This is a genomic window from Bradyrhizobium sp. CAR08 (assembly GCF_052871955.1).
The window spans coordinates 234,656-259,791 of the sequence record NZ_JBIXJX010000014.1; the positions used below are offsets into that span (position 1 = coordinate 234,656).

The 25,136-nt window shown below is 59.1% G+C and carries 27 protein-coding genes and 1 pseudogene; 14 read left to right on the plus strand and 14 right to left on the minus strand.

What is annotated here, in order from left to right:
• Positions 1 to 120: 120 nt before the first annotated feature.
• On the plus strand, positions 121 to 1,974 hold the full coding sequence (locus tag ACIPUD_RS27900; RefSeq protein WP_446481905.1) for a caspase family protein: 1,854 nt from the start codon (positions 121 to 123) through the stop codon (positions 1,972 to 1,974).
• A 192-nt stretch (positions 1,975 to 2,166) separates the two neighbouring features.
• On the opposite strand, the gene ACIPUD_RS27905 is transcribed toward ACIPUD_RS27900, so the two are convergent.
• Both ACIPUD_RS27905 and ACIPUD_RS27910 read right to left on the minus strand, forming a co-directional pair.
• Positions 2,167 to 3,702, minus strand: coding sequence for a peroxidase family protein (locus ACIPUD_RS27905; protein WP_446481906.1), 1,536 nt, complete (start codon positions 3,700 to 3,702; stop codon positions 2,167 to 2,169).
• A gap of 324 nt (positions 3,703 to 4,026) precedes the next feature.
• Entirely contained in the window at positions 4,027 to 4,260 is a 234-nt protein-coding gene (locus ACIPUD_RS27910) for a DUF3551 domain-containing protein (protein WP_007596464.1), read from the minus strand.
• Positions 4,261 to 4,514: 254 nt separating this feature from the next.
• On the opposite strand from ACIPUD_RS27910, the gene ACIPUD_RS27915 reads away from it, so the two are divergent.
• The 6 genes and pseudogenes from ACIPUD_RS27915 to ACIPUD_RS27940 all read left to right on the plus strand — a co-directional run bounded on the left by ACIPUD_RS27915 (position 4,515) and on the right by ACIPUD_RS27940 (position 9,668).
• Positions 4,515 to 4,853: a hypothetical protein gene (locus tag ACIPUD_RS27915; protein WP_085349549.1), complete on the plus strand. Its 339-nt coding sequence runs from the start codon at positions 4,515 to 4,517 to the stop codon at positions 4,851 to 4,853.
• A gap of 149 nt (positions 4,854 to 5,002) precedes the next feature.
• The gene (locus tag ACIPUD_RS27920; RefSeq protein ID WP_446481907.1) at positions 5,003 to 5,518 is read left to right on the plus strand and encodes a hypothetical protein; all 516 of its coding nucleotides are present in this window, start codon (positions 5,003 to 5,005) and stop codon (positions 5,516 to 5,518) included.
• A 91-nt stretch (positions 5,519 to 5,609) separates the two neighbouring features.
• Positions 5,610 to 6,092, plus strand: a complete 483-nt coding sequence (gene greA / locus ACIPUD_RS27925) for a transcription elongation factor GreA (protein ID WP_204512277.1) — start codon at positions 5,610 to 5,612, stop codon at positions 6,090 to 6,092.
• 54 nt (positions 6,093 to 6,146) lie between these two features.
• A complete protein-coding gene (locus ACIPUD_RS27930; RefSeq protein ID WP_026232578.1) occupies positions 6,147 to 6,824 on the plus strand; it encodes a hypothetical protein in 678 nt (225 codons plus the stop codon).
• Between the two features lie 530 nt (positions 6,825 to 7,354).
• Positions 7,355 to 8,685, plus strand: a pseudogene (locus ACIPUD_RS27935) (tyrosine-type recombinase/integrase).
• A 782-nt stretch (positions 8,686 to 9,467) separates the two neighbouring features.
• Positions 9,468 to 9,668: a hypothetical protein gene (locus tag ACIPUD_RS27940; protein WP_377791940.1), complete on the plus strand. Its 201-nt coding sequence runs from the start codon at positions 9,468 to 9,470 to the stop codon at positions 9,666 to 9,668.
• A 591-nt stretch (positions 9,669 to 10,259) separates the two neighbouring features.
• Here ACIPUD_RS27940 and ACIPUD_RS27945 read toward each other — a convergent pair.
• From ACIPUD_RS27945 to ACIPUD_RS27960, 4 genes are all read right to left on the minus strand, one after another.
• Entirely contained in the window at positions 10,260 to 11,345 is a 1,086-nt protein-coding gene (locus ACIPUD_RS27945) for a tyrosine-type recombinase/integrase (RefSeq protein WP_446481908.1), read from the minus strand.
• A gap of 4 nt (positions 11,346 to 11,349) precedes the next feature.
• On the minus strand, positions 11,350 to 11,565 hold the full coding sequence (locus ACIPUD_RS27950) for a hypothetical protein (protein ID WP_446481909.1): 216 nt from the start codon (positions 11,563 to 11,565) through the stop codon (positions 11,350 to 11,352).
• Positions 11,566 to 11,579: 14 nt separating this feature from the next.
• The gene (locus ACIPUD_RS27955; RefSeq protein ID WP_446481910.1) at positions 11,580 to 12,260 is read right to left on the minus strand and encodes a hypothetical protein; all 681 of its coding nucleotides are present in this window, start codon (positions 12,258 to 12,260) and stop codon (positions 11,580 to 11,582) included.
• 250 nt (positions 12,261 to 12,510) lie between these two features.
• Entirely contained in the window at positions 12,511 to 14,175 is a 1,665-nt protein-coding gene (locus ACIPUD_RS27960; RefSeq protein WP_446481911.1) for a CHAT domain-containing protein, read from the minus strand.
• A 162-nt stretch (positions 14,176 to 14,337) separates the two neighbouring features.
• On the opposite strand from ACIPUD_RS27960, the gene ACIPUD_RS27965 reads away from it, so the two are divergent.
• From ACIPUD_RS27965 to ACIPUD_RS27980, 4 genes are all read left to right on the plus strand, one after another.
• A complete protein-coding gene (locus ACIPUD_RS27965; RefSeq protein ID WP_446481912.1) occupies positions 14,338 to 15,690 on the plus strand; it encodes a phage major capsid protein in 1,353 nt (450 codons plus the stop codon).
• Positions 15,654 to 15,992: a hypothetical protein gene (locus tag ACIPUD_RS27970; protein ID WP_446481913.1), complete on the plus strand. Its 339-nt coding sequence runs from the start codon at positions 15,654 to 15,656 to the stop codon at positions 15,990 to 15,992. Before ACIPUD_RS27965 ends, ACIPUD_RS27970 begins: the two co-directional genes overlap by 37 nt.
• A gap of 90 nt (positions 15,993 to 16,082) precedes the next feature.
• A complete protein-coding gene (locus tag ACIPUD_RS27975; protein WP_446481914.1) occupies positions 16,083 to 16,361 on the plus strand; it encodes a hypothetical protein in 279 nt (92 codons plus the stop codon).
• A 51-nt stretch (positions 16,362 to 16,412) separates the two neighbouring features.
• On the plus strand, positions 16,413 to 16,811 hold the full coding sequence (locus tag ACIPUD_RS27980; protein ID WP_446481915.1) for a hypothetical protein: 399 nt from the start codon (positions 16,413 to 16,415) through the stop codon (positions 16,809 to 16,811).
• A 174-nt stretch (positions 16,812 to 16,985) separates the two neighbouring features.
• Here ACIPUD_RS27980 and ACIPUD_RS27985 read toward each other — a convergent pair whose 3' ends face one another.
• The 4 genes from ACIPUD_RS27985 to ACIPUD_RS28000 form a co-directional block, all read right to left on the minus strand.
• Positions 16,986 to 19,004 (minus strand): AAA family ATPase, encoded by a 2,019-nt coding sequence (locus tag ACIPUD_RS27985; RefSeq protein WP_446481916.1) that lies wholly within the window; start codon positions 19,002 to 19,004, stop codon positions 16,986 to 16,988.
• Complete coding sequence (locus tag ACIPUD_RS27990) at positions 19,001 to 19,525, minus strand: hypothetical protein (RefSeq protein ID WP_446481917.1); 525 nt, start codon at positions 19,523 to 19,525, stop codon at positions 19,001 to 19,003. Before ACIPUD_RS27990 ends, ACIPUD_RS27985 begins: the two co-directional genes overlap by 4 nt.
• The gene (locus tag ACIPUD_RS27995) at positions 19,522 to 20,757 is read right to left on the minus strand and encodes a hypothetical protein (RefSeq protein ID WP_446481918.1); all 1,236 of its coding nucleotides are present in this window, start codon (positions 20,755 to 20,757) and stop codon (positions 19,522 to 19,524) included. Before ACIPUD_RS27995 ends, ACIPUD_RS27990 begins: the two co-directional genes overlap by 4 nt.
• Before the next feature lie 463 nt (positions 20,758 to 21,220).
• The gene (locus ACIPUD_RS28000) at positions 21,221 to 21,565 is read right to left on the minus strand and encodes a hypothetical protein (RefSeq protein ID WP_446481919.1); all 345 of its coding nucleotides are present in this window, start codon (positions 21,563 to 21,565) and stop codon (positions 21,221 to 21,223) included.
• Positions 21,566 to 21,984: 419 nt separating this feature from the next.
• On the opposite strand from ACIPUD_RS28000, the gene ACIPUD_RS28005 reads away from it, so the two are divergent.
• Positions 21,985 to 22,386: a recombinase family protein gene (locus ACIPUD_RS28005; RefSeq protein ID WP_446481920.1), complete on the plus strand. Its 402-nt coding sequence runs from the start codon at positions 21,985 to 21,987 to the stop codon at positions 22,384 to 22,386.
• Positions 22,387 to 22,435: 49 nt separating this feature from the next.
• Positions 22,436 to 22,552: a hypothetical protein gene (locus ACIPUD_RS28010; RefSeq protein ID WP_446481921.1), complete on the plus strand. Its 117-nt coding sequence runs from the start codon at positions 22,436 to 22,438 to the stop codon at positions 22,550 to 22,552.
• Here the strand turns inward: ACIPUD_RS28010 and ACIPUD_RS28015 are convergent.
• The gene (locus ACIPUD_RS28015) at positions 22,549 to 22,974 is read right to left on the minus strand and encodes a hypothetical protein (protein WP_446481922.1); all 426 of its coding nucleotides are present in this window, start codon (positions 22,972 to 22,974) and stop codon (positions 22,549 to 22,551) included. The two genes, ACIPUD_RS28010 and ACIPUD_RS28015, sit on opposite strands and share 4 nt — an antisense overlap.
• Between ACIPUD_RS28015 and ACIPUD_RS28020 the strand changes: the two genes are divergently transcribed.
• Positions 22,961 to 23,323: a hypothetical protein gene (locus ACIPUD_RS28020; RefSeq protein ID WP_446481923.1), complete on the plus strand. Its 363-nt coding sequence runs from the start codon at positions 22,961 to 22,963 to the stop codon at positions 23,321 to 23,323. The genes ACIPUD_RS28015 and ACIPUD_RS28020 overlap by 14 nt on opposite strands.
• A 250-nt stretch (positions 23,324 to 23,573) precedes the next feature.
• Here ACIPUD_RS28020 and ACIPUD_RS28025 read toward each other — a convergent pair whose 3' ends face one another.
• From ACIPUD_RS28025 to ACIPUD_RS28035, 3 genes are all read right to left on the minus strand, one after another.
• Positions 23,574 to 24,059: a hypothetical protein gene (locus ACIPUD_RS28025; protein WP_446481924.1), complete on the minus strand. Its 486-nt coding sequence runs from the start codon at positions 24,057 to 24,059 to the stop codon at positions 23,574 to 23,576.
• Complete coding sequence (locus tag ACIPUD_RS28030) at positions 24,047 to 24,889, minus strand: hypothetical protein (RefSeq protein WP_446481925.1); 843 nt, start codon at positions 24,887 to 24,889, stop codon at positions 24,047 to 24,049. Before ACIPUD_RS28030 ends, ACIPUD_RS28025 begins: the two co-directional genes overlap by 13 nt.
• 133 nt (positions 24,890 to 25,022) lie before the next feature.
• Positions 25,023 to 25,136, minus strand: a 114-nt coding sequence (locus ACIPUD_RS28035) for a transposase domain-containing protein (RefSeq protein WP_143274074.1), incomplete at its 5' end; no start/stop codon positions are given.

Below are 25,136 nucleotides of genomic sequence, written 5' to 3' on the forward strand. Positions count from 1 at the left end.
CTATGATCCGTTGTAGGCGTTCGACGACCAGCCGACCATGAGCGTGACCAGCGTCACAGAACAGGAGCTTGCCTTTTGACAGGCTCTACATACGCTGCGCACATAGTACTCGGGGCTTCGATGGGCGCGTTTCGCTGGTTTTCATTGTTCTTTTTCATCCTAGCCTGCGGCTCGGCGCATGCCGAGCGCCGCGTCGCGCTGGTCATCGGCAACTCCGCCTACAGGAGCGTGCCGAGGCTCGCCAATCCGGCGAACGATGCTGCTCTGGTCGGTGGCATGTTCAAGAAGGCCGGGTTCGACTGGATCGACCTCAGGACTGATCTCAATGCTACCGAGATGCGCAAGGCTCTGCGCGACTTTGGTGGCCGGGCGCGAGACGCCGAAGTTGCCGTCATCTACTACGCCGGTCACGGCATCGAGCTCGACGGGACCAATTACCTGATTCCAACCGATGCAACTCTCGAGACCGATAGCGACGTTCTCGATGAGACCGTGGCACTCGACCGCGCGCTGTTTGCCGTCGAGCCTGCGAAGCAGCTCCGGCTCGTCATTCTGGACGCCTGCCGCGACAATCCTTTCGCCAAGACGATGAAGCGGACGGTCGCTGCCCGAGCCATTGGCCGGGGCCTCGCGAAGATCGAGCCGACAAGCCCGAACACGATGATCGCCTTCGCCGCCAAGGCGGGCTCGACCGCCTCGGATGGCGACTCGAAGAACAGTCCCTTCGCCGCAGCGCTGGTCGAGCGTTTGCCGACGCCGGGGCTCGACCTGCGCAAGGCCTTCGGCTTCATCCGAGACGACGTACTCAAGAACACCGGCTACAAGCAGGAGCCTTATGTATACGGCTCGCTCGGCGGCGACGACGTGCCGCTGGTGCCCGCGAAGCCGGTAGCCGCTCCTGGACCGCAGGCAAGCCCGCAGGACGCGGTTCGCAGAGACTATGAGCTGGCTTTGCAGGCAGGCGAGAAAGACGCATGGCATGCCTTCCTGCGGACGTACCCGGATGGCTTCTACGCCGATCTCGCCAAGGTCCAGTTGAGGAAGATCGAGGCCGAGCAAGCGCGCTCCGCCGCTGCTGAGAAGGCCCGGCAGGCTGAAGATGAGAAAGCACGGCTCGCGGCGGACCGCGCCAAGAAGGCCGAGCAGGACAAGGCGGCCGCTGCCGCCAAAATCGCCGAGGACGCCCGGCTCGCTGCCGAGAAGGCCAAGCAGGTTGAGGAGGCCAAAGCCGCCGCCGCCGAGCAGCGGAGAAAGGAAGCTGAAACCGCCGTTGCCAAAGCGCTCGCCGAGAAGCAGACCGCCGAAAAGGCGCTTGCGGACAAGATCGCTAGTGACACGGCCGCAGCCGAACTCGCTGCCAGACAGTCCGCCGAGAAGGCGAACGACGGTGGCGAGCAAAAGGTCGCAGCCATTGCCCCGACCTCGTCGCAGCCGACCCTATCACCGCGGGAAACAGCGAAGCTTGTGCAGTCGGAGCTGCGTCGCGTCGGTTGTCTATCTGGCGCGGCGGATGGAGACTGGAATGCAGCGTCGCAGCGATCGCTTTCCACCTTCAACAAATACGCTGGCACGAAGTTCGACGCCAAGCTCGCGAGCTTCGACGCGCTCGATACGATCAAGGCCAAACCCGGACGGGTCTGTCCGCAGGTCTGTGATCGGGGCTTCAGAGCGGATGGCGACACCTGCGTGAAGATCGCCTGCCGAGTTGGCTATCGCGTCAATGACGATAATGAATGCGAGAAGGTCCAAGATAAGAAGCCGGTCGCCAGCCGTGAGGAGTCCAAGAAGCGAGATGCAGAACGGAAGCAGGTTGAGACGTCGCCATCGAAGCCGCAAGCATCGAGCCAGATATTTTGCAATGCTGCTGGCTGCCGCCCTGTCGGCAAAGGATGCAGGATAGAGAGCGCCAGCAGTGGTGACATGAGCTCGGTGATGACGGGCCAGGCTGGCCGGAGCAGAGAAGTCTGCAATTGATCGCCTTGCATGGGCTTGGGCTGCTATGGCCCCAAGCAGGCTAGCAGAACTTCGCCCAAGGTTGCATTGTCGCTTCCGCCATCGCCTTTTGATCGATGCACGCCGCGGTTCACCTCTGCCGGTTGATGAGAGGGGAGCCGCAAGGCCGCTCGCATGACGAGCGGCCTTGCATCATCATCGTCCGTCACCCGCTCAATGCAGCGGATCGCGCTGGCCGAGCGCGTAGGCGACGAGGTCCTTCAGCGCGAAGCCGGAGCCGGTCACCGGCGTCCATTGCGGGTCGAGCGACAGCACGGAGGAATTATCTCCGAACATCATGCCGAGGAAGACTTCTGCGACGATGCGACCGCCGACCGGTCCGAGTTGCGGTGTCTTGACCGTGGCGGGCCCGCCGGTGGCGGAGATCGGCATGTCGGTCGCGTTTTGCCGCGCCTCGGCGAGGATGTAGGCCCACAGTGGGCAGTTGTCGGCGAACACGCCGTTCGCGATGCTCGCGATCTTGACTTGCGGATCGCCCGTCCCGGGCTCGTCGACGGCCTTGCCGATGATGATCTCGTCGTCGCTCAGCGGCGTCAGGTTCATCGCCCTGGCGACGGCCTGGCCCGACGGCAGTCCGAGCCGCCAGCTGCGCTCGAGATTGCGCAGCGCCAGCGACGCCGGATTGGACGCGACTTCCGGCGGCAGCTTGCGCAGCGGGTCCACCAGCGAGGCATCGATGCGATAGGCAAACTGCAGCCGCCTCTTGTTGTCGGGATTGGTGTCGACGTCCTCGACCCCGTAGGGGCGCGTGTCGAGATCGATGAAGCGGCCCCAGTCCATGGCGCGTCCCGGTCCCATGGCGCGGAAGCCGGTCAGTGCGTTGTGGTCGGGATTGTTGGGATCGGGGAAGATCTGCAGCAGCATGTTGGCCGCGTCGTTCAGCCGGTATCCAGGGCGGATCATGGAGTGCCCGAGCCGGTAGGCCGCGACCGAGAACTCGACCGGCATGAACGGATAAGTCTTCCAATGGTAGTAAGCGAGCTTGCTGCGATCGTAGTGACCCGCGGTCTTCAGCTGGTCCAGCACGCTGGCGTGGACGATGCGCGGCAGGAAGTCGTTCAGCACCACATACTGATAGTGGAATCGAACGCGCTGCTGCACGTCTTCGAACGACAGGCTGTCATTGTCGTCGACCATGCGGTTGTGAAAGCGCAGCATCAAGGCTTGAAACTGCGAGACAATGCTGTTCTCGTCGTTGCGGGGATCGCCGATCAGCGCGCGGCCCTTGAAGCGCGGCAAATCGACCGCATCGGGCACGCCCGCGCCGGTGACCTTTTCGCCGAGGCGGAACTTAATGCCGTCATACATGTAGGGCTGGTCGTTCGGACCGCGGCCGTAGACATTGTCCATGTCGAGCGACGGCGTGCGGAAATCGACGAGACCGTCGGGGTCCTGCTGCTTGGTCAGCGAGCTGACCGGATCGAAGGTGATGTCGTGGTCGATGAACTGGCCGAAATAAGTGTAGAGCGAGGGAATGCCGCTCTCTTCCGCGTCCGGTCCGTCCTTCGGCCCGTCGAAGCCGGCGACCATCTTGTCGGCGAGCGCCGACAGGTTTGCGATCGTGTTGGAATCGTTCGGGCCGAATTTGGCCGGTGCGAGCTTGCGGAACATGCGGCCGAAGCGGCCTTGCGAAAGCGGCGAACGCGTTGCGTTCAGACCGCGCGGAACAATTGCGTGGCGGCTGCTCATTGAAACACCTTCCTGAAAAGTCGAATGGAAAGATCGGGCTAAGGTTTCTCGCGCTGGAGTTTGCAGCCTAGGCGCGATCACGCCTGCCACGAGCGAGATGGATCACAATTGCCCGGTATCGAAATTTTCGGAAGGTGCGCCTTGGCCCGCAAGCCACGGCTGCGCATCGTGAATTTCTCGGTGCTGATGACGGATAACATTCTCGTCATCGACGGACGCAAGCGGCTTCGCACAGTTTCAATTCGCCGGCACGTCGGCGGAGCGGGTCGTCTTCACGCAAAAATTGTGGCGGCGCGCGCGTCATACGCGCACGCCGCCAATTCGTCAGTAGTCGCGCTGCTGCGAGAACGCGTAGCGCGGGTTGATGCCGCAATAGGACGACGTGCCGGAGGCGGTAGCGAGGCACTGCTGATAGCTGGCGAACTGGCAATTGCCGGGGTAACCCCACGAGCGGCCCTGGATGCAATATCGATCGTTCGCAGGATGTGCCTGGGCTGCCGGGGATGCTACGGCGAGCAGGGCCGCGAGCGATGCGAGAGTGAGGATGGTGCGACGCATGTCAGTCTCCTTCGAGAGCGAGTGGGTGGGAATGCCAGCGAGCCTGGCTCGTCTGTTGCGCAGTCATGCCTGTATTGGTGTCGCCAGAATGCTTTGCGTTCGCGACAAGGCACATCATGACGCAGCCTGCTGCCGGCAATGTGATCTCGGCCACAGTTCACCATGGGGTTCGAGCCCATCGTGAACGGACTTGCACGCGTCGATCCCGCAGAAATACGCTTGCCTTATTCGGATCAGGTATTTTGGAGGTTCTAATGCAGAAATCATACTTGCTGGCTGCGACAGCAGCGCTGGCGCTTCTCATGCAGGCACCGCTCGCGTTGGCGCAGGGCGCACCAGCCGCCGCCGGAACCGCGGCGTCTGCGACGACAACCGCCGCGCCGGCAACGACGACGACCGCGCCGGGCGCAACCAGCGACACCTCCAGCCAGCCGACCGACTCCAAAAAGAGTGCGTCGAAGAAGCCGGCGAAGAAGAAGATGACGCGGCAGCAGGAGATCGATCACTCGGTCGACAGCGGCACGGTGCCCGCGCGCTACCGCAGCTCGGTGCCGAAGCAATACCAACAATACATTCCGTTCGATAAGCAGTGACGGATCGCACGGCAGCGCGGCGTGATCGGGCATCGCGCCGCCAATGCCATCGCGTGAAATAGGACCTTGGCCGGACGGAATCCGGCCATACATCCCCAGTGGCGGTCCGCGCGAGCGGTGCTAGAGTAGGTCGAAGCCTGGGGGGAGTAATGAGTGACGACGTGAAGGATGCTGGCCTCGTGGCGATGATCAGCAGCATCCTGGGAGGCAACAGGCGCGCCGCAGACAGTGTTGCGCCGCCGCCGGTCATCGAGGTTCCGCCGCCGACCGCGCCGACGAACGGATTTGAGCTGGTCGAGCTGCCCGCCGCCGATACACCGCCGGCCAACCTCGAGGACAAGCCCGAAACAAATTCCGAGAACGCGCCCGATGCGGCGCTGGCCCCCGCGAAGTCAGTCGAGCCGCCAGCGAAGATCGCCACGACACCTGATGGCAAGCAGTTGCTGCCTGCTGAAGCGATCGCCGATCTCGTCCTGGGTGAGCTGCGCAAGCTCGAGAATTTTCCGGCGACCGGCGCCTCCGTCACGGTCTACGGCTACAGGCACTGGAACGCGATGATCACCTTCGCGCCGTTCTCGACCACGTTCCGGGATGCCACGCGGTTCCGGCAGGCCATGCCGGACATCGTTTTCAAGCTGCGCCGTTTCGTCGTACTTGAGATATGATCCGGGATGATCGCCAGCTTCTGCCCGCCGCGATTGCTTGCGGCGCGAAGGCGCGGGCCGTGAGCCCGAACAGTTCGACAGGATTTTCGACTTGAGCGTTGCCTTTACCAAGGAAGAGAGCGCGGAAACCGCCGCCGAGACGCTGTTGCCGGATCGGCCGATCTCGCCGCATCCAAATCTCGTGACGGAAGCAGGCTTGCAGGCGTTGCAAAAGCAGCTTCAGGACGCGCGCGAGGCCTATGAAGCCGCGCAAGCCATCGAAGACGTCAACGAAAAGCGCCGGCAGTCGGCGGTGCCCTTGCGTGACGCCCGCTATCTCACCGAACGGCTGCGCACGGCGCAGGTCATTCCCGCCCCGGCCTCGACCGATGTCGTCGCCTTCGGCAGCACGGTGACGTTCAGCCGCGCCGATGGCCGCGTGCAAACCTATCGCATCGTCGGCGAGGACGAAGCCGATCCCAAGGCCGGCACGATCTCATTTGTGGCACCGGTGGCGAAGTCGTTGATGGGGAAGGCGGTCGGGGATGTCGTGGGATCGGGTGCGCAGGAGATCGAGATTTTGTCGATTGAGTAGGGGGCGTTTATCGATGGTTTCCGCTGTGTCCGCGCAACAAGGCGCGATAGCTGGATGAGGCGGTTTCTGTCGGGAGCATTGCCGTTTTACGCGCTGGCCGGGTTGGCCATGTGCATGTACCTCGTCCTGTACAGGACAAATCTCTTCGACCTGAACGCCATCGTCCAGGATGCGACCGGCTCGGCGTGGTTTCCGGCCTTCATATTCGTCTGCGTGCTGCTGGAGGCGGTCTTCCCGTATTTTGGCTATTTCCCCGGAACCGCTCTCATCCTGATGTCCGTGGCGCTCAATCCAAAGCCCGCGGACGTCTCCGTTTTCATCGTGGCATGGCTGGCCATCATCCTGGGCGCCGTTCTGAGCTACGGACAGGCTCGTTTTTTCAGACCGCTGTTGCAGCGGATTGCCTCAAAGGCGGCACTGAACCGGTGTGAGTCCCTCCTCGACGCCTACGGTCCTTACGCGCGAATTGCGCTGTTCGTTCATCCCAACGCCTGCGCGATGTATTTCACGGCACTCGGACTCCTCGGCCGCAACCTGACGCGCGAGCTCGCCTATCTCGGCGTGGGCGCAGCAGCCTCTGTGGGCATTCTGTTCGTCGTGGTGACCAGACTTGTGTCGTCCGTAGGCACCACGGACGATGGAGAATTGCAGCTGCTGCTGGCCGCAGCGCTGGTTACTATCGGCACCCTGGTCGGTTTGTACGCAGCCTGGCGACCGGCGCGGGTTGCGTGAAGCTTGATGCGATCGCGCTTCAGGTCCCCCGCGATGATGCCATCATGCCGGTGTTTTGCCCGACGAGTCAAATTATATTTCGGAAAAGTCGCAATCCTGTAACTCATTGATCCGACTGAGGTCGGCTACTGTGCATGGGGTTGTTTTCGCTGTTTTTGATTTGGACGGGTGAAGACAGCCGCCGAGCGTCGGTTATCGTCCGCAACAAATTATGGTTCAGGAAGGTGAATGGTGGGCGCACAAGGGATCGAACCTTGGACCTCTCCCGTGTGAACCACAATCGGTAGACCTGAGCCAACCAAATCCGGCCATAGTTGAAATGTAAAAAACCCTTTAATTGATGGTTGTTATGGCCTTGTGCGGCCATAAGAGCCCATAGGCGACCTTGCTACATTTTGTATGCCCCCGTTGTGCCCGCCTTGGATTTTCCCTCGGGGCACAAAAACGGGGGAGGTCTGAGACCCGGTTCTGTTCGAGGTTGGCCGCCCTTGTTGCGGGGCACATCAGGGCACAGAGAGAGGGAATGGATCATGACGGAGCCGGCCAACCAGCTGACACTCACCGATGCGGTGATCCGCAACGCAACGCTGCCGCCGGGTAAGGCGCAGCATTATCTCCACGACGACAAGCTGCCCGGCCTTGCCTTGCGCATGCGCGCCACCGGCGGCCGAACCTGGGTCTACCTCTTCACTAAGCCGGGGGTGAGGGGGACCCAGCGCAAGACCCTCGGCGCGTGGCCCAAATATAATGAAAAGGCCGCGCGCAAGGCCGCCACCATCGCGGCAGGCGAGGTCGTCAAGGGCTTGGACCCGAACGATGCGAAGCGCGAGGCGAGGCGGCAACAGGCAGCCGATAAGCAGCGCACCACGCTCGCGGCCCTCATTGTTGAAGATGGTCCCTACCAGACGTCCTTGACCGAACGTCAAGTCGTCAACTGGAAGCCAGCAATGTCGGCCTTGCGGCGCGGGCTCAAGGATCACGCCGAGAGCGGCGTGGGGGACCTGACGCGACGGCAAATCATGGCTGCGGTCGACAAGATTGCCAAGACTGGCAAGCGCGGTGCCGCCAAGGACTTGCGCAAGCACGTGCATACCTTCCTCGAATGGTGTGTCGGCGAAGGTTACGTCGAGCACAACGTGCTCGCCGGCTATCGCGCGCCCAAGGAAACTCGCGCGCAGAGAGTCGGGCGCCGAACAAAGGGCCGCGCGCTGACCGATGAGGAAATCATCAAGGTCTGGGATGCATCCGGCAAGCTCGGGGCTTTCGGTTTCCTGGCACGCATGTGCCTGCTCGGCGGCCCGCGGCGCAGTGAGCCTACCATGATCGAGTGGCGAAAGCACATCATGGACGACCGGATCACGTTCGATGCGGCGTGGACCAAGATGGGGCTGCACCACGATGTGCCGCGCACTCATCTGGTTGACGAGGTGCTCACGGCCGCGAAACATTTCCAGCGCGCGACGTCCGACTATGTCTTCCCGTCACCGAAGACCGGTGGGCAGATGTCGGGCTTCACCAAGATGGTCAACCGCCTGGTCAAGGAAGCGGGCGTTGCCAAGTTCACCATGCATGACCTAAGGCGCAGTTTGCGCACATCATGTCGCGCTGTGGCTACGACAACGAAATCCAGCGGTTGTGCGTTGGGCAGAAGCCAAGCGGAATCGATCAAGTCTACAATCACGACGAACAGTGGATCATCCGCAAGATGGCGTTCGAGGCGGCTCACGACTACGTTGCAGAGCTGGTTGGCGCGAAACGCATCGGGAAGATCGTGCGCCTGCAGCGGACGAATCCGCTTGACCCGATCAAGGCCGAGCTGCTCGGCCGTCTCCGTGAGCATTATGCGGCCGAGGCGTCCTAGTCGTCTTATCGCACTTGGCCAAATAGTCCCGCACCGCATCGACACGATAGAGGGGCCGGCCATCGACGTAGCGCCATTTCAGCGGGTGGTTCGGGTCGCGCCGCCACTGCTCAAGTGCACCGGGCGTGCGCCGGATGACCGCTGCCGCTTCCCATGCGGTCAAGTTGGAGCTGCCCGGCAGCGTATCGATATCGAACGTCGCTGGCGGGGGCAAGCCACGGTTCTTTCGACGGCGCTTCGCCGCGAGCGGCTTATCCAGACTATTCGGCGCCTTTAATCGCTCGATCCGAGTCGCTTCGCCCTTGCCGCTCATGCCTTTGCCCTGGACCGTGATTGGTCTAGGCATTAGGTTCGAGGCTTCTCGAGCAAGAAAGGGATCGAGAGCACAGATATTGCGGCTGGGTAGCTGTGGCGTGCAAATAGGACGAATCGTTCCTGTCCGCGGAATGGCTAGGCAAAGCATTTTGTAAAGCGAGAAGAAGCTTTCTCCCTGCCTACGCATCGCGTGAGGGCGCAGGTAGGTCGAGCCGCGTCCGGAGCTCTTGCAGCGTCATCTTACAGGCATCGTGCATGCCGGCCCGCAAATGCGGCAGAGAAGAAACGTAGATCAAAGCTCTCACTTCGATCGACTGATTGCCGGAACAATCTGACAGGTCGGGCAAATCGACTGCAATACTGGCGTCACGAGACCGTTCACGGATCGGACCATAGTCAAAATGATGGATAGATGCGCCTCAATGCGCCTGTGCTAGTACGCCCACTCTCGAATCGAGGAGCTAAAAGTGGCGAAGAAGGCGAAGAACACGGCTACGAAGAAGAAAACTGTGCGTCGCGAATACACAAAGGCCGACGTGAAAGAGCTGCGCGCTCATTCGAAAGCGAAGACGCCGGTTGCAAAAATCGCGAAACTCACAAAGCGCTCCGAAGGCTCACTCCGCCAAAAGGCGCTCAAGCTTGGAATCCGGCTCGGTCACCAGCGCTAGACGCGGCATCATGACGCTCTTCAATAGAATGCTCTCGACCAGAACGTTGTTGCAAGTCATCTGCGTTCTCGTCGCTGCTGTCCATGAAGTTGTTGAGCGCTCTCTATGACTTCAGCTGGCAACCGCACTTGGCGGTTGATTAGAGGAGCATTCTGGAAGGTTCAGCAGAAAAGAAGTCCATCTAGTGGCGAGCTATCACGCGGCGTTCAGGTATACGAAGTAATGGCGCCTTGAAAGCCGCAAGGTCAAGGAGGCAAGTCAAAAATCAAGCGCGGGCGATTTCCCGATATGTCCGGTAGGCTTCGAACCATCAATCAGGCCGTTATGAGCGGCGGGATAACGATCGGCTTTGTTGATTTTGCTGAGGTTTTGTTTGAATCTGGTCGGGTTCGTTGCGCTTCGGCAGGGTCGTTTCTGAGGCGAAACTGGTGCAGCAACGCCTGCTCATGCAGCCGAGCCCGGCTTGATATCCCAAAGTCCTATCGCAGAGCTCTCCTCACAATAATCATCAAGCGGATCGAATTTACCCTCTCAAGGCTGATACAGGAGTTCGATTCCCCTAGGGAGCGCCAACCCATATTCTAGCCTCCATCATTTCAAAGACTTGCGGGCCGTTTGTAACTTTTGGACTACCTTGTTTGTAACAACGCCGTTCTCGCTTTGCTCTTGCCGCATCTTCGCAGCCCCGGAATCTGCCAATCGTTTTTTATTGGCGGCTTCGGTGTAACGCTGCACTTCCGTTAGCGTTTTGTGGCCCGAAAAGGCCATCAATTCATGCGCAGTATTGCCGACTTCCGCACGGCGACGCATACCGCTCTTCTTCAATCCATGCATGCGGCACCGATCCGGCAGCCCAGCGGCGCGCGCCCACTCCGCAAAGTCGGTCCCGAGACCAAACTTCGAGCGTGGCTTTCCGTAGGCCGTGACAATGTAAGTTAGGTGTTTCTTCGGCATTGCGTCGCAGGCCGCCTGCAAGTCCCCCGATACAGGAATATCGACGTCCTCTGAGCCATGAGTGCGCTCGATCCGGATGCGCCCGTGGCTGATATGCTGTGGCCCAAGCCGCACCACCTCTCCGCGCCGCGACACGGTCTCAAGAGCGAACTCCATCACCAGACGTTGTTGCGTGCCATACGGCCAGAACGCACGATAGGTCGCGATCTCATCATCAGTCCATGTGTGATGGCCCTTCGACTTTGGCAGCTTCACTTGCGCAATACCTTCGGCCGGATTTTTCCTGATCATCGTCGGCACAGCATGCTGCAAGAGATGCCGGATCGTTTTCAGCCAAGAGCGTTTCCCCGACAGGCTTTTGATCTCTCCCATCATCTTAATAACGTGCGGCTCGCCCAGCATCCGCACTCTTTTGTTGCCGTGCTTCAGTCTGAATTTCTCGATGATCCGGAAGCGCGCCAATCTCGTGTCATCGGCGAGCGTCGTCCACGAAGTCGATTCAAGATAAGAGACGCACAGCGCGTCGATTGTGCCTGGCTGTGTGCGGCTCGCGCCGAGTGCGCGCGGTTCTTGATCAGGTATACCTGCCAATAACGTGGCGTATTGCGCCATGAACTCTTCCGAACCCGGCAACCCCGTTAGCGGCACCGGCTTGGAGCCGCGACGGCGAAAATAGTATCGCACCTTGCCGTTGTTACGCTTCTTGTTACAGAAGCCGTTCACGTATTTAAGTCTTATCCGAGCCATTTTTGCCGAACACCTCGTCCCATTCGTTGCTGTCGTTAGCGTCGTTGCTGTCTGTCGCTTGCTTCTCGTCATCCATGGTGGTGACGGTCATCCTTCCGTCCTCAAATTCGATCTTCACTACCGCATGTGCAGCCTGCGCTGCCTTCAACGCGCGTGTAAGATCGGTAAGTTTGAACGTGCAGCGACGCCGCACCATCAGGAGCTTCCATCTTAGGTCGTGGTCACTTTATTGGCGTTGAGCCGCAACTTGATTTCGTCGGCGGCTTCGGTGTTGAATTCGGGATTGCCACGGATGAATTCGTGCAGTCGGCGCAGGCCGACAAAGGTCAGCTTGCCAGAGAAGAACGAGGTTTTTGGGGGCCATGGCCGATTCGGAACTACGAAGCGCGACATTCGGCATTGGTCGTCGTCGGGGTTGTCGCCGTCATAGCTGATCATGGCGTGCCCCGCGTCATGAGATAGTTCAACAAGCGCGATGCGGTCAGCCGGGAAGAAGAGGTCTCGGTTAGTGAGGGCAGCGACAAGAGCCTCGCCAAAATATCTCGCCCCGGTCAGCGGACACACGCCGGAGTCCGATGTCGCTGCAAAGACGTCGAACGCGCGGCGCGCCACATCGACACGAGGGCTATCAACCAGCGAGGCGATCACGAGCAATGCGACGACATACGGATCGGCTGCAACGCCGCCCTGTGGGCCACTGCGCCCGATCAGCAGCGCGGTCATGTCGCGATCCAAAAAGTCGGCGGGTACGGGAGGCGGACTAAAACCGTCAACGCCATCGGCGAGGGCCGCGAATAGTCCCTCGCGCAACGCCCGATATAATTCGACGAAGGTGGATGGGCTTCGGTCGAGGTGGTTTGCGAGGTGAGAAGCGAGCGTTTTCAACTTCATAACGCATTCCATGGGAAAATCCCACGAATGTCATAGAGCAATTCCTGGGAAATTACCAAGGTTTTTTATGCCAAAACCCAAGTTCCAATCCAACTGCACCAACGACATCGTGTCGGTTCGCAACGGACCGCGTTGATCGAGTCTTCGTGTCAACGGCCTTTCTTAAGAGCAGCCAAACGTGAAAATCTGCGATCCCGGCGTGGCTCTACGGCGTCCGATAAAGTCACTTTGGCCGATGGGTGGGCAAGAATTAACGTGTAATCTTGGCTACAAGGTGCGGATCGAATCCCTCTGACTCGAGCGCAGTAACTCCACTTTCATATCCTTTTAACGGGCTTTGGCCAGCACCGACGGCATCGTAGAACCCTTTCGCGAACACGATTGCCTCTTCGTCGTCTATGTCATCGACCATAGCGATCACAAGCGGCGCAAATGCTGTGCTTAAACCCTGCATGGCGCTACACGCATTGAGAACCACGCATTTCAAACTTTCTTGCCCCGCAAGCATCTTCGCAAAAGCGTCGAACGTAAGGTTGTGGACTCCGTCATCGCCTAGCAATTCAAGCCCCTCCGCATCGGCGTGTCCCGCGAAGTGGATGATGTCGTAATTGTTGGATAGTAGGGCGAGGCGCAAACTGTCCACGCTCGCCGCCGTCAACGTCTCAATATGAATCCGATCTCGAGCCGATCCAAGTCTCACCCTAAGGCGAATAGCGCTAACTTCTTTATCTAGCCGAAGGGCTTCATTCTTGCCGCGCGGATTGCCGGTAACAATCAGAACGCGGGTCTCTAAGATATGGGCCAGTTTACCGAGGTCAGGTTGTTCAATCGCAATCGATTGTTGCACGGCAGGATCGGCCTGAAGCCATGCCTCCTTGAGGACGTCGAGAATGTCGGCGGTGATCTTATGCGCAACCGTCCCGCTAGGGCGCTTCTCCCGCCCTAATTCGATTGCTAACGCGAGCAAGCGGTCGGCAGTATCCTTGTGGTCGATCTCCAGCGCGTTGGCGAGTCGAAAGGCGAGTTGAGTGAGCGCCGTATTCATGTCGCCACGGTCGTAGGGCAAGTACTTGGCAAGCGCAGGTACCTTGCCCACACTCTCAAGGACCTTGTCAGCGGTCTCGCGACCGGCAGCGTCAAATTTGCCAGCATCTAAGATGCTGGGCACGCTGATCGGCATCTCCTTAGCCATCCGGCCGACCGTTGCCGGAGGTACCGTAGGACATATGCAAACTCGGCCTCCGCACGCGATGCAAAGCCCCGGATATCGGGACAGAAACTCCAGTTCGTAGTTGAACGTCTCCCCCCGTTCGGCGCATTGGATCGCATACTCGTTCGCCAATCCCATGAGATAAGAAAAAACGTCTGCGGCTTCCCCATAGAAATAATGTGGATAGCGGTCGAACACTCGAATCGCCTCAGCGAGTTCACCGAGTTCTTCGAGAAGAGCAATGATGCTGAATCCGCCCGTGGCATTTAGAGAGCGTGGGTAGATATCGTCGAACATCCGCTGCCAGTCGTTAAGGCCCTTAGGCCGGGACTCCCAATTGGCCTCGGTGAGTTCGCGAACGAGTGCGTGCGACACAACTCCTTCCGTTCCCTTGACCAATTTGCATTGCTGCTCGACGTGCGGCGATTTCCGGCAATAAGGGCAGACTGATGGATATTTGGTGAAAAGGAGGCGCTCGACGCTGTCCACTCCCATTTTAGCCAGCAACGGAAAGTACCAGCCCAACGCTTTGCAAAGTGCCCCAGGGATATCAACGCGATCACGTTTCTTCTTTCGATCAAGGAGCGTCAGCATCCCGCAGACCTCGACGAAGTGCAGCAAGGTCGCTTCGCGGCTTCGTCCCAGATTGCCGTCGTGATAAATAAACGACGTCATCCGGTACAGATCGTCCAGCCGCAGTTTCAAGTCGCCTCCTGCCGCCTCTGAGTTCTCGCGATCCAAGGCAATTCCCTCTAGGTTACGCACAAAAGATCGGTTCCTTTACTAAACGCCCGCCAGAGTTGCAATCGAATCGATGATAGGTGTGACAGTGAAGTCCACCGGGGTGTTGCGATACGCCCAGTCTCATTGCGACGCACATCCGATGGAAAATCGTATGGCGGCGCGGTCGCCTTTAATCTAGTATTCGGCAGGGAGATCACTGGAGCGCCACCAGCAGCAGTCGGGCGCAGACAGGGGTTTCCCATGGGTGCGGAGCTAATCGACCTCCTCAACGAAGTCCGGGCGACGCGAGACGCTATCGCCGCAGGCGACACTGACCGGGACCGGTGCCTCAAGCAGATCAAAGACGACGTTGACCGACTGGCGCTGCGCGTCGGCCGTCCTGGCCCCGACAGCTTTGACGAAGACGCCAACCGCAAGGCGGCCATCGGATTGCTACGGTTGAAGCACGATCTGAAAATTCCCAAGCATGATGTGCAGCATCCGTTCACGGCTTCGGAGGAGCAGATCACCGAGGCCACGACCCATATCGAGGCCATCAAGGCGCTGATGCACAGCGCCGACGTCGGGAGGCTGCCTGAACCGATGCGCAAAGCGCTGTCGTCGTTCTCGTTCGGCAGCAACGGCTTTATTTTGCCGGTTGAATTGAGCGACCGCATTTTGTCCTGCGTGGTCAGTCCGACGGACATCACATCGCTGTTCGACGCCGTCACGATCAGCGGCTCGTCGATCAAGTTTCTGGTGGACCGAGGCGACATCGACAATGCAGCGTGGGCCTGCCAGAGCGCCTGCTTCGCCAACAATCCGACAGGCATCGATTTGGCCAGCCTGCTCGGGGAATTGGAGATCAAGCCGGAGCCGCTGCGATACATCGCTTGTGCCACCTCTGACCTGCTCGAAGACAGCGGCTTCAATATAGAGAACTGGCTGCTCGGCAAGGTCACCCGCGCGTTCCGCAACACGGTCAGCGAAGCGGTGATGATCGGCTCCGGTGTGGGCATGCCCATGGGCATCCTCAACCCCGCCGCAGGCATTCCGATCTGCGACACCGCCGCGCCGACACCAGCAGGACAGTTCACTTGGCAGGACCTTGTCATGCTGCGCTTTCAGGTGCCGATGCAGTTCTGGGACCCGACGTCGAGCGGCTATCTGATGAACCAAAATACCGCCGAATTGCTGTTCAGCATGAGCGATGCCAATGGCAGGCCAATCCTCGTCCCGAGCCTGCAAGACCCGCTGGTCTTCACATTGCTCGGTTCGCCGCTGCGGATCGCTACGCAGATGCCCGATGTCGCACCCGGTGCAACTCCCGTCGCCTACGGAAACTGGAAGTCGGCCTACATGATCGCAAACCGCAAGGCCGTCACGATGCAGCATGACCCTTATAGCGCAGGGTTCTGTTCGCTATTTAAGTTTGAGGCCCGCGTCGGCGGAGCAGTGACGTGCGCCAACGCGGCACGATTGCTGCGGATCAAGTAAACATCAAAAGGCCACGCCAGATGATGAGCTTGTTCGTTGATGGGCACATCCCGATCATGCGCGTGCGCCGGGTCGGACGCAATACCCTCTCGGTCCTATGTCCATTCTGTCAAAGACTGCACATCCATGGCAGCGGCGACGACATCGGCCCGTGGTTTGGTTACTATCGCGCGCGCTGCGATCCCGCCGACCTGCCGCGCGAGACGAGCTACTGGTCGCGCAACGGCTACTATCTGACCGCCACCGCGCTGCCGCAGCCGGATCGTTCCCAGAACGCACGCGCGGCAGTGATCCCGTTCTGAAATGCCAACGCCTACGAGCCGATGGCCGAAGACGAACTGTAGTTCTTCCACGTTGGAAGAATTAGACAATCACCACAAAGGAGATCAAACATGACTGAATTCGTTATCCTGACCCTCAATCTGGAAGTCAGCGACCGCGCCAAGGTGCGCGCCGCCGCGCTGCGCAAGTATCTCGCGTCGGGCAACACCGAAGCGGAGTTCAAAAAATACGAGCATAACGGCCCGCTCGACATCGATGACGTCGACGCCATGAAATTGATGTCATGGATCGACATCTTGGTCCTCAACGAAATGGCGGACGATCCGGTGGATGGTTATCGGCTCTACAATACGCGAGCCGAAGTCACGACGCAGACACCCGAGTTCTAAGACCCTGCCACAAAAAGGAGATCAACCCACGCAGCAAAAAGGACCGAAGCCATGACCGAGCAAGAGCAGAAATGCCTGTTTGTAGAAATGGACGTCATCGCTGCCGAAAACGGCAAGGACCCGCTCTGGGTCCCCGAAGATGATCAAATTAGCTTCATTCGGCTCGTGCGCAGCAAGCCGGAATTGAATATGAGCCGCGAGCAGCGAGACAAGTATTTCGAGGATTGGCGGAGACACCAACTCGCCAAGTTGCGCCTCGAAAGGCTGAAGGTCGGTGCAAACTTGATGGCGGCTGATCACGAGCGGCGAAGATTGCTGTTTGGAGGAAAGGAAGGTGGTCGCGCGCTGTTCTGTGCCTGCGGGGTCATGCTCGAGGATGCGGGCGACAGCCAGACCATGATCGATCACCGACCGCACATGATTGCCGCTGGAATCATTCGCGGCGATTGATGCTGGCGTGCGAGAGGAACGCAGGTCAGCGCACCGTCTTTTTGGGCGTCGACCTGCAGTGCTGGAACGGCATGACCTGATTGTCATGCTTGAGTTCATGCCGCCGCAATAACTACACGACGCCCTGCAACTCCGGTTGCGCGCCTATGCGGCTCCGATTGGCTGTGCACAACATCACGCGCTTAAGGCTCCTGAATCCGCTGAGAGGATTCTGGTGGCGAGTTTAGGCACGATCTCCTGCGACCGCACTCCGAGTGCTCCATCACGATCCGCGCCAAAGGTGATGCGTTTACCCAAATCCTCGATGTGGGAACTCAGTCTGCGGCACATGAGATCGGCTAGTGCGCTATCTTCCACCGCGCATACGACTTGACGACCGCCAGCACATAAACGCGACAAGACCTCCGCCAAATGGACGGTTCTGAAATCATCCACATGCTGCACGGGGTCATCCAACAGAACTGACTGCCATCTACTCCAAGCCATCGACAGGTTCACGGAAAGCAGAAAGGCAAGACCCGTTGCTCGCCGCTGCCCACTGGAGAACACAAACTGAGGATTAATTTCGTCACCAACTTGGAGCTTAAGAAAGCGACGTACATCCCCCCGAATGCTGTATTCGATATTCTCCCAGATGGGATGAGGCCTAAGTCTTTTGTAAAGTTCGGCCATGAGCGGGAGCGCTCGGTCCAGACGTTCTTCCAGGGATTCTGCTGCGGCGCGCCTTACCGCATCGTGCAGAGCCTTAGCGCTCTCATCGGTTAGACGAACCCTTCCGAGATTTGCCTCAGCTTTCGCGAACCGTTCCTGTGCTTTCGTTAATTCCTCGCTTGCTGCGGCGATAACGGGATTTACGTTCACCGTCTCAAGGAGTCGAAGGTCTGCTGCCATTTCCTCCCGTCGCGTCTCGAGGTCGGCGATGATTTGGGAGAGTGACGGGTGTCCGGAATCGGATACACCCGCCGCTTTCAGAGCTATTTCCTGCGACTGAATTGCTTGCTTGAGTTGATCGATTCTCGACTGCGCCGTTTGCCTTCTTTCGTCGGCGTTGCTCTTCACCACACGAGCTGCGGCAAGAGCGCGCTCGAGTTCAGCTTGCTTGACTGCGCGCTGGTCAATGGACGTCGCCAACTCGATCGCCCTAGCAAGGCCAGCCTCAAAATGCTTGTGATCAATCTCGCTTGCGCAGAGGGGGCACTTACCGTCCTGCTCGCCGATCTCCTTACCTAAAGATACCAACTGTTCGAGTTGTTGGGCCTGGACAGTCAGACTGGAAGCGGAGAGCGGATTGGATTCAGCCGCCAAACTTGCTTGTCTGAATTGCTTGTCGGCTTCAGCGGCTGCCCGCGTGAGGGATTCCAATTGGCTCTCAAGACTTGGGAGGTCGGCCTTATCTCTGGAAACACGCGGCTGATTCAGTCGCAGTCCATTCAATATCTCTATTTGGGGGGCGAGCCGCGCGATCTCTACATGCGCAAGATTAATAAGATCGTCCTCGGTCGCGCTGGTGTTGAGCTTGGCTTGAAGCCGAGTAGTTGCCTGACGTACAGCCGGAGGAGGTGCCAAAAGAGATCGGGCTTGTTCTAACCGACGACTGGCCCGTAGCACGGAAAGGTGAGCATCTTCCGATTGGCCTTGAGCATTTTTCAGTCTGTTGCTAGTTCCCGTAACCAATTGCTGCGAGCGCGTGATCCACTTTTCAGCGTCTGTCGCACCAATTGCGTTTCTGAGCAGCAAAAATCGGTCCGCTTCTTTGAGGTCTAAGCTTAATCGAGCAATATGCTCGTCCCGGATGATGGTTGCGGAGCAAAGCTGTTCAATGGCACCTTGCGGTGCCAAACGGTTGTCTAACAGCAGACCTATAATAGTAATAAGTCCCGACGCTCCGTCCTCACGAGGCGTCCGTCTGACCTGATGAATCTTCCCCTCGTGCCAAAACCCAACTTCAACGAATCTCGATTCTGGCGTTGTTGCTCCCGACCACCAAAGGTAGTCAGAAACGGTTTCCCCGTCCGCTTTCGCATCCAAGTACTTGCTAATTGTGCCTGTCAGGGCAAATTCGACCGCATCAAAGACGGTGCTTTTACCTGCGCCATTTCGCCCGTCGATAATCGTGAAACTAGGCGAAAAATCAACTCGGAGCCTCTTCTCAAAGCCGCGAAAACCGCTGAGGTCTACATATGCTAGCTTCATAGCTTGCCTTCCAGCATTTGCAGGACTGTGTCTACGGGTGCATCAGACAGAAAGACTTCGACGAGCTCTGTCGACAGTTCGGTGGTTCGCAGTCGTATCTCGGCGGGCATGTCTACGGCCTGCACCTGCGATGTATTGTGGATGGGCAACAATGGCAGAAGTGCCTCGCGAAGATCGTCTCCGACAATCATGCCAGCCCTAGCGATCTTCCGAGTGCCGACCAAGTTTTCCTCAATCGCGCTAAGAGTTACCTTCTCCGCGTAGTTGGCCGGTTGGTCGGCTAGAGCAAGGAAGTAGACGTTCCATGCCTTGGCATCAGAGCGCCGCAAGGCAAACTGCGCATTCTTCAAGACTTGTGTGTGGTCGTCATACCAACGTTCCATAAGCGCAGCGGCGTCCGGGTACATAAAAACGAATCCAAGAACGACGTCGTCCTCGAAGGTGGTCGTTTGACCGATCTTACCCATCGCGTACCCGGCGTCGGTCAGGATGGTCTGAACTTTACTGATGGTGGATGTCACAGTTTTAGCTCCTCCGTCGCGTCGCCACGCGAAAGCCATCTGCCAGAGGCCCCTCTCGCGATAGAGCCGGTCCCTGTGTTCCGAGCGATGTTCGCCGGTACCCTTAGCGGCTCCGCTCCTACCGCGATTGTAATGTTGGGAGCAGTCGCGGGTGCAGTTTCGCGGACAAAGGCCGCTTCGACTTCGTGCAAGAGCCTGTTGGCGGCTCTTAGCACGCGAATGCGGGTGCCGTTTAAATCATAGTAGCCGCCCGCAGCGTCAATAGCACCGCGTCTCTTTAGCTGTAAAATGGTCAGTCCGAGTAGCGGTTCGGGAACAGGGTCTCGGAGCTTCGCTGGGTGATTTGGATTGCAGCCCTCTAGGTCCCGTCGAATTCGCCACAGAGTGGTCGCGTCAGTCGAGCCAACCTGCAGCCATTGCGGGTCGGGCGGTGCGCCGAACTGTTGCTGGTAGCCCGCAACGCCCTGCTGCAAAGCGCGTCGAAGGAAACCCTTCGAGAAGGCGACGCGGAGACTCTCTAGGAAGGCGTCACCAGATGAACGGACGTGGATGAACTCGGCGCTTGCGCGCTGGCCAAGAGCAAACAAGGCGGGGGCTTTTGTTTCTAGATCGTCGGACGGACACGGATCGACGACGATGATCCGCGCGGGAGCAACTGCTCCGAGGGTCCTTTCCAAAACAGTATTGAGATAGTCCCAATCGGTCCAGAAGCCAACGATGACAATGTCTTTGTCGAGCAGCGTCGTTCGGAGCCAATCGGCATTGTCGACTATTCGCGTATGTGTTGGCTCCGCATCAACTTGGCCGCGTGCCCAGATAGTTCCGCTCGGATCAGACCAACAGCCGTGAACCTTCAGAAGCGGAGACTGACCGGGCGGCAACGCTGCAACGACGGCACGATTAGTGCCGACACCAACATGGCCGAACAGTTGGTTTCCGGCATTTTCGATCATCGTGTCGACATTAGTTGAGACGCCGATCGAGATTCCCCCGACCAGTAAGAGGTCTGCTGCCGCTATGTGTCCACTGTTCGGAGGCGACGCGAAGGCGTTCCTGTCGATGTAGGTCCGCAGGTAGACCGTCGCTAACTCGCCTCGTTCAAAGAAGAATTGTGCTTGGTCGTCGATGGATGCGGGCAGAGGTGGGCGAGTATCTCCAAAGGTCGCATCGTATTTTTCTTTGGCTTGCACCGCGAGTGCTGCCGCGCTGGGGAGCGAACTTGGTGCAGCCATGGACAATCCAGCGCCACACAGGAGAGCCAACCGGCCCGCGTATAAGGCGTCGAGGGACTTCTGGACGGCATCGTCGGCCTCCAATTGAGTCATTGCTGGCATTGGCGGAGCCAAGTCGCATTCGCGCAAATTGGAGCCACCAGACAGACCCGTAAGATCAGCATGCGAAATTGTCCCCTTTACCCGGCGAGTACCTTGCCTTATTCGCAACCTCTGCTGCAAGCGGTGTTTCGGTACATCATTAGTCCAACATGTCAGCGAATAAGGTGCCGGTCCGCGTCAGGATATTGTCGGCTCGTGTCTTCATCCATGGCAAGCAACCGAGTTAGCCGTTACGCGGGTCCCCATCCGACCTGCGTGTACCATCGAAAAAGCGCGGGCGGACGGCACTCGGTTCGCTCGTGAACTGATCTGCAAACGCCTCGCACAGTAGACAAACTCCCGTGCAGGCATTCGATTGACTTCATTCCCCGGTTGGCAGCAGCCGCAAACGTATGCCCGTGCTGACAACAGTTCCGTGCTCCAGCGTCTCGACGGCTATGTCAACGACGTGGAGTGATTTGGGACGGTCATAGAGAAACTTGAGATGCCACACCGCGCCAAACTCGGGCGTGATGATGAAATCGCCAGAGTTGAGCATTCGCGTGATCAGTTTGATCGCCTCCCGGTTCACCATCGACGAGCGCAGCAAGGTGTCGATTAGAACGGCGAGCGACATGCCGTCATTGAGCATGGCCCGCGCAATGCCATCGCCATGGACCTGTCTCAATGCGTTGACAATTCCTGCAACGGTGTTCGGGTCGCGCATTGATGACTCCGGCGGTCCCCAGCCACAGGCAGCCCACTGTATGACGCTGGTCCTGGTCCCGCCAAATCCAAGGGGACCACCCATGCGTCGGAAATCGGCGGGAGGGGGAAACGGGCGGATGCGGACGAACTCACCAGCGAGGCGCGGCGCGCCGCTGGAGGGGGTTGAAACGGGAATCGGACACATCGGCGCGCGGCGACCACTTTTTGAGATCGAGTCGCGGGGCGGTGCCGTGGAACCCGGACGGAACCGCTCGCGCCCGGAGATTCAACTCCCCGGTCGCGCCGCGACCTTTGATTGTGCGATGGCTTAAACTCGCACTGGGGCTTGCCGGTGGATGGTGCATAACTTACAACTACCGCACCGATTAAATCTCCAGCGTTCACAGACAGTTAGCTGGTGCGAAAGATAGGTGCGAAATGATCTATGGATATGCCCGCGTTTCAACGACAGGCCAGACCCTGGCCACGCAGCACGCCGCCCTTGCCGCCGCTGGCGTCGACAAGGTTCACAGCGAGAAGGTTTCCGGCGTTGCCGCTCGGCCCGAGCTAAAGCGGCTGCTCGGCATGATGCATCCCGGTGACGTGCTGGTGGTCTCAAAGCTCGACCGTCTGGCGAGATCGGCACTGGACCTGTTGCGCATGGTTGATCGCATCCGCACCATCGGGGCTGACTTTAGGTCGCTAGGCGATGCATGGGCGGATACGACGACGCCGCACGGGCGGCTGATGCTGACCGTTCTTTCCGGCATTGCTGAATTCGAGCGCGAGTTGATCCTGCAACGAACGTCCGGGGCGCGCCCGTGCCAAGGCCGAGGGTAAGAAGTTCGGGCGCAAACCCAAGCTGACGATTCATCAGCAACGCGAGGCCATGGCGCGCCTCGATACGGGCGAAGCGATGCGTGCCGTCGCAAGATCGTTTAACGTCAATCACAGCACGATCTCCCGCCTTGCCGACAGGCACGCGGATTCGATCACCGCAGGCTAATGCGATTGCGCGGGCTTTCCGACCAAAAGGTTGATCGCGGATTCAAGATCGGCTGTGGTGGTCGGATTGTCGTAGCTCTCCACCAGCGTGGCGTCGATGCGCAGCGGCGCGTCAAGCCCGAGTAAGGATGATCGGCGTTCGCTCAACTTCACCAAGATAGAAGCTGCGGCCGTGTCGCCAGCGAGGGCCTTGACGAAGAATGGCCGGATCAACTGATCGAGCCGTTCCAATTCTAGTTTGATGGTGGCAATCCGCGTCGCATTGTTGATCTGCGGCAGTGCCCGATCCAGCGCGGCTTCGACATCGCGCTTGGTCATTCCATAGCGGCGCATGATGGCGCGCACGCTGATCCCCGCCATCCGATGTGTAAGAATTTGGGCGTCGAGATCGTCATCGACGAGATCGACTATGAGATCGGCCATCGGCTTCCTCCAACACGAACGGATTGTAGCGATTGCGATGACGGCATCGCCAGTCGTATCGGCAGCACTTGCGGCACGCGAACACGCCAGCCTTATCGTGAAGATAATAGCAGCCACGCCCGCACGATGGACAGAAGAACCGCACGCGCTCGCCGCCGTACATCAGCGCGAGCGGGATCGGCCCAAATCGAATCACCTGGACGCGATCACGGATCAAAAAAATCTGGCCCTGTGTGGCGAGCACCGTAGCTTTCTGACCCTGCGGCCATCGCCAGACGGTTCTCGCGCCCGCCACGAATGCGCCGACGCGGTTCATCGCATTGGCATTGAGTTGCGGGTGAAACTCTAAGAGGCTGCGATCAGGCCATACCGATGGACGTCCGGGCATAAGTGAATTTTACATTGGGTTCGACCCGGTCGCCAGATGCACGGCTTCGCCGCTCCTGCACCGGCATCTGTTGCAGACTTCTTGCGCGGCATCCGCCGGTGACGTTTCGCCATTCCGTTTTTCGGGAACAATTTCAGTGATGGTTAGGTGTGGTTAGGTCCAATATCATGGTTGCCCCACGCGCGCGCGTTGGCACCCGGTGGTAGTCGCCCTAACCAGCCCTACCAACCTCTCCCTGCGGCGGGGGTTTGAAGGCCAATCCCCGCACCCAACTGGTGTTGCCGTGCCGCTTCTCGTTGCGGATCGTGGGGTCGGTGGCGTTCTCGATCAGATCGTGAAACATCGTAGTGTTGAGCCGCCGTTCCCCATTGTGGTCGGCCCAACGATTGCAGGCTTGCATCATCTCGCTGGAGCGCACCTGCGCCGTCGGCAGTAAGACGCATTCGTCTTCGACAAATCTGCACAGCCGGTCCTGCCGGTCAAAATACTCGCTCGCTGCGGAGCGCACATTTGCCGGTATGGCAAGACCCTGCCGCTGATAGGCGAGGGAGCCATTGATCATGCGCCGCAGGATAGCCGGATACTCCTCCCGCAGCTTTTCTTTCAGCCGCTCATCCGGTTTATCTGGCACCCTATTGAACGGCAGGATACCGAGCCTCCGCTTCAAGCCGGATGCCGCCGCCTTCAGGTCTGGCACCGCATTGCCGTGGATACACAGCTTTGTGCCGGATCGAAGTCGAACGGCTTCCCGCCAGGATGACGCCCGCTCATCAGATCGCCACCGGTGGCCTCGTTGACGAAGGCCTCATTCCATGCCGATCCCTTCTCAGGCTCGGCGGCGACGATGAAGCGATAGCCTTGCAGATCGGCGCGATAGTATTCGCGTTTTGTTGACTTGTCGGTAAACATCTCAATCGGCACCGCCTTGGCATATTGATGCATGATGTTCATCACCGTCTTCGTCAGCGTGCCTTTTCCCGCGCCTGCTTTGCCGAGCAGGAATAGCAAGAACTCCTCGCGCGTCAGCCCGGTCAGACAGTACCCTAGATAGCGATCTAGAAACGCGATGTTGTCTGCGTTGTCGTCAAGCGCAAAGGCAACGAACGCATCGAACACCGGGCATTCGGCATCGTCGGTCGGACTGACCAGCGTGACTTTGCTAATCAGATCGTCGGGACGGCCACCACGTAGTTCGCCACTGCGCAAATCGACCACGCCGTCAGGCGTGCCGAGCAGCATCTCATCGCGATCCCATTCGTCGGCCTCGGTTGACACGTCCGCCTGCGCTCGCGCCGCCAGTTCGACTGCGGCAGCAAACCGCACCTTCTGCGCGGGTTTGGACCTGATCTGGTGGCAGAGGTCGAGCGCATCGGCAAAAGCGACCTGCTTGCCGTCCAGCTTCCAGTAATGCTCGCGCCAGACCAGCCACTGCCTGCGTTGATGGTGGTACCGGAGATGATTCCTGTTGCGCTTGATAAATTCCCGCATCACGTCATGTTCGGAGCGAGCGGTCAGCGCGCGCGGCAACTCGACCGCATGCGCTGCGCGCGTCGTAAGCCGCCTTGGCCCACGTTCGTCCTTAAAGTCGGACAATTCCGCCTCCCTCAACCGAGGGCCGCGTTGCAAAAACTGGAGGGGCTATTGAGGGTAAGCGTCGTTGTCAGGCCACGGCTTTGAGGGCTTGAGCGCGGTAGGCCCAGGGCAGTAGCAGGTCGATGTCGCGGTTTGGATGTCCGTTGACGATCCTGGTCAGGACGTCGGTGAGGTAGGCGAG

Bases quoted from the DNA above. Each gene is read 5' to 3' on its own strand.
- ACIPUD_RS27900 (WP_446481905.1), top strand. From the start codon at position 121: ATGGGCGCGTTTCGCTGGTTTTCATTGTTCTTTTTCATCCTAGCCTGC.
- ACIPUD_RS27905 (WP_446481906.1), bottom strand. From the start codon at position 3,702: ATGAGCAGCCGCCACGCAATTGTTCCGCGCGGTCTGAACGCAACGCGT.
- ACIPUD_RS27910 (WP_007596464.1), bottom strand. From the start codon at position 4,260: ATGCGTCGCACCATCCTCACTCTCGCATCGCTCGCGGCCCTGCTCGCC.
- ACIPUD_RS27915 (WP_085349549.1), top strand. From the start codon at position 4,515: ATGCAGAAATCATACTTGCTGGCTGCGACAGCAGCGCTGGCGCTTCTC.
- ACIPUD_RS27920 (WP_446481907.1), top strand. From the start codon at position 5,003: ATGAGTGACGACGTGAAGGATGCTGGCCTCGTGGCGATGATCAGCAGC.
- ACIPUD_RS27930 (WP_026232578.1), top strand. From the start codon at position 6,147: ATGAGGCGGTTTCTGTCGGGAGCATTGCCGTTTTACGCGCTGGCCGGG.
- ACIPUD_RS27950 (WP_446481909.1), bottom strand. From the start codon at position 11,565: ATGGTGCGGCGTCGCTGCACGTTCAAACTTACCGATCTTACACGCGCG.
- ACIPUD_RS27955 (WP_446481910.1), bottom strand. From the start codon at position 12,260: ATGAAGTTGAAAACGCTCGCTTCTCACCTCGCAAACCACCTCGACCGA.
- ACIPUD_RS27975 (WP_446481914.1), top strand. From the start codon at position 16,083: ATGACTGAATTCGTTATCCTGACCCTCAATCTGGAAGTCAGCGACCGC.
- ACIPUD_RS27980 (WP_446481915.1), top strand. From the start codon at position 16,413: ATGACCGAGCAAGAGCAGAAATGCCTGTTTGTAGAAATGGACGTCATC.
- ACIPUD_RS27985 (WP_446481916.1), bottom strand. From the start codon at position 19,004: ATGAAGCTAGCATATGTAGACCTCAGCGGTTTTCGCGGCTTTGAGAAG.
- ACIPUD_RS27995 (WP_446481918.1), bottom strand. From the start codon at position 20,757: ATGGCTGCACCAAGTTCGCTCCCCAGCGCGGCAGCACTCGCGGTGCAA.
- ACIPUD_RS28000 (WP_446481919.1), bottom strand. From the start codon at position 21,565: ATGCGCGACCCGAACACCGTTGCAGGAATTGTCAACGCATTGAGACAG.
- ACIPUD_RS28005 (WP_446481920.1), top strand. From the start codon at position 21,985: ATGATCTATGGATATGCCCGCGTTTCAACGACAGGCCAGACCCTGGCC.
- ACIPUD_RS28010 (WP_446481921.1), top strand. From the start codon at position 22,436: ATGGCGCGCCTCGATACGGGCGAAGCGATGCGTGCCGTCGCAAGATCG.
- ACIPUD_RS28020 (WP_446481923.1), top strand. From the start codon at position 22,961: ATGAGATCGGCCATCGGCTTCCTCCAACACGAACGGATTGTAGCGATT.
- ACIPUD_RS28015 (WP_446481922.1), bottom strand. From the start codon at position 22,974: ATGGCCGATCTCATAGTCGATCTCGTCGATGACGATCTCGACGCCCAA.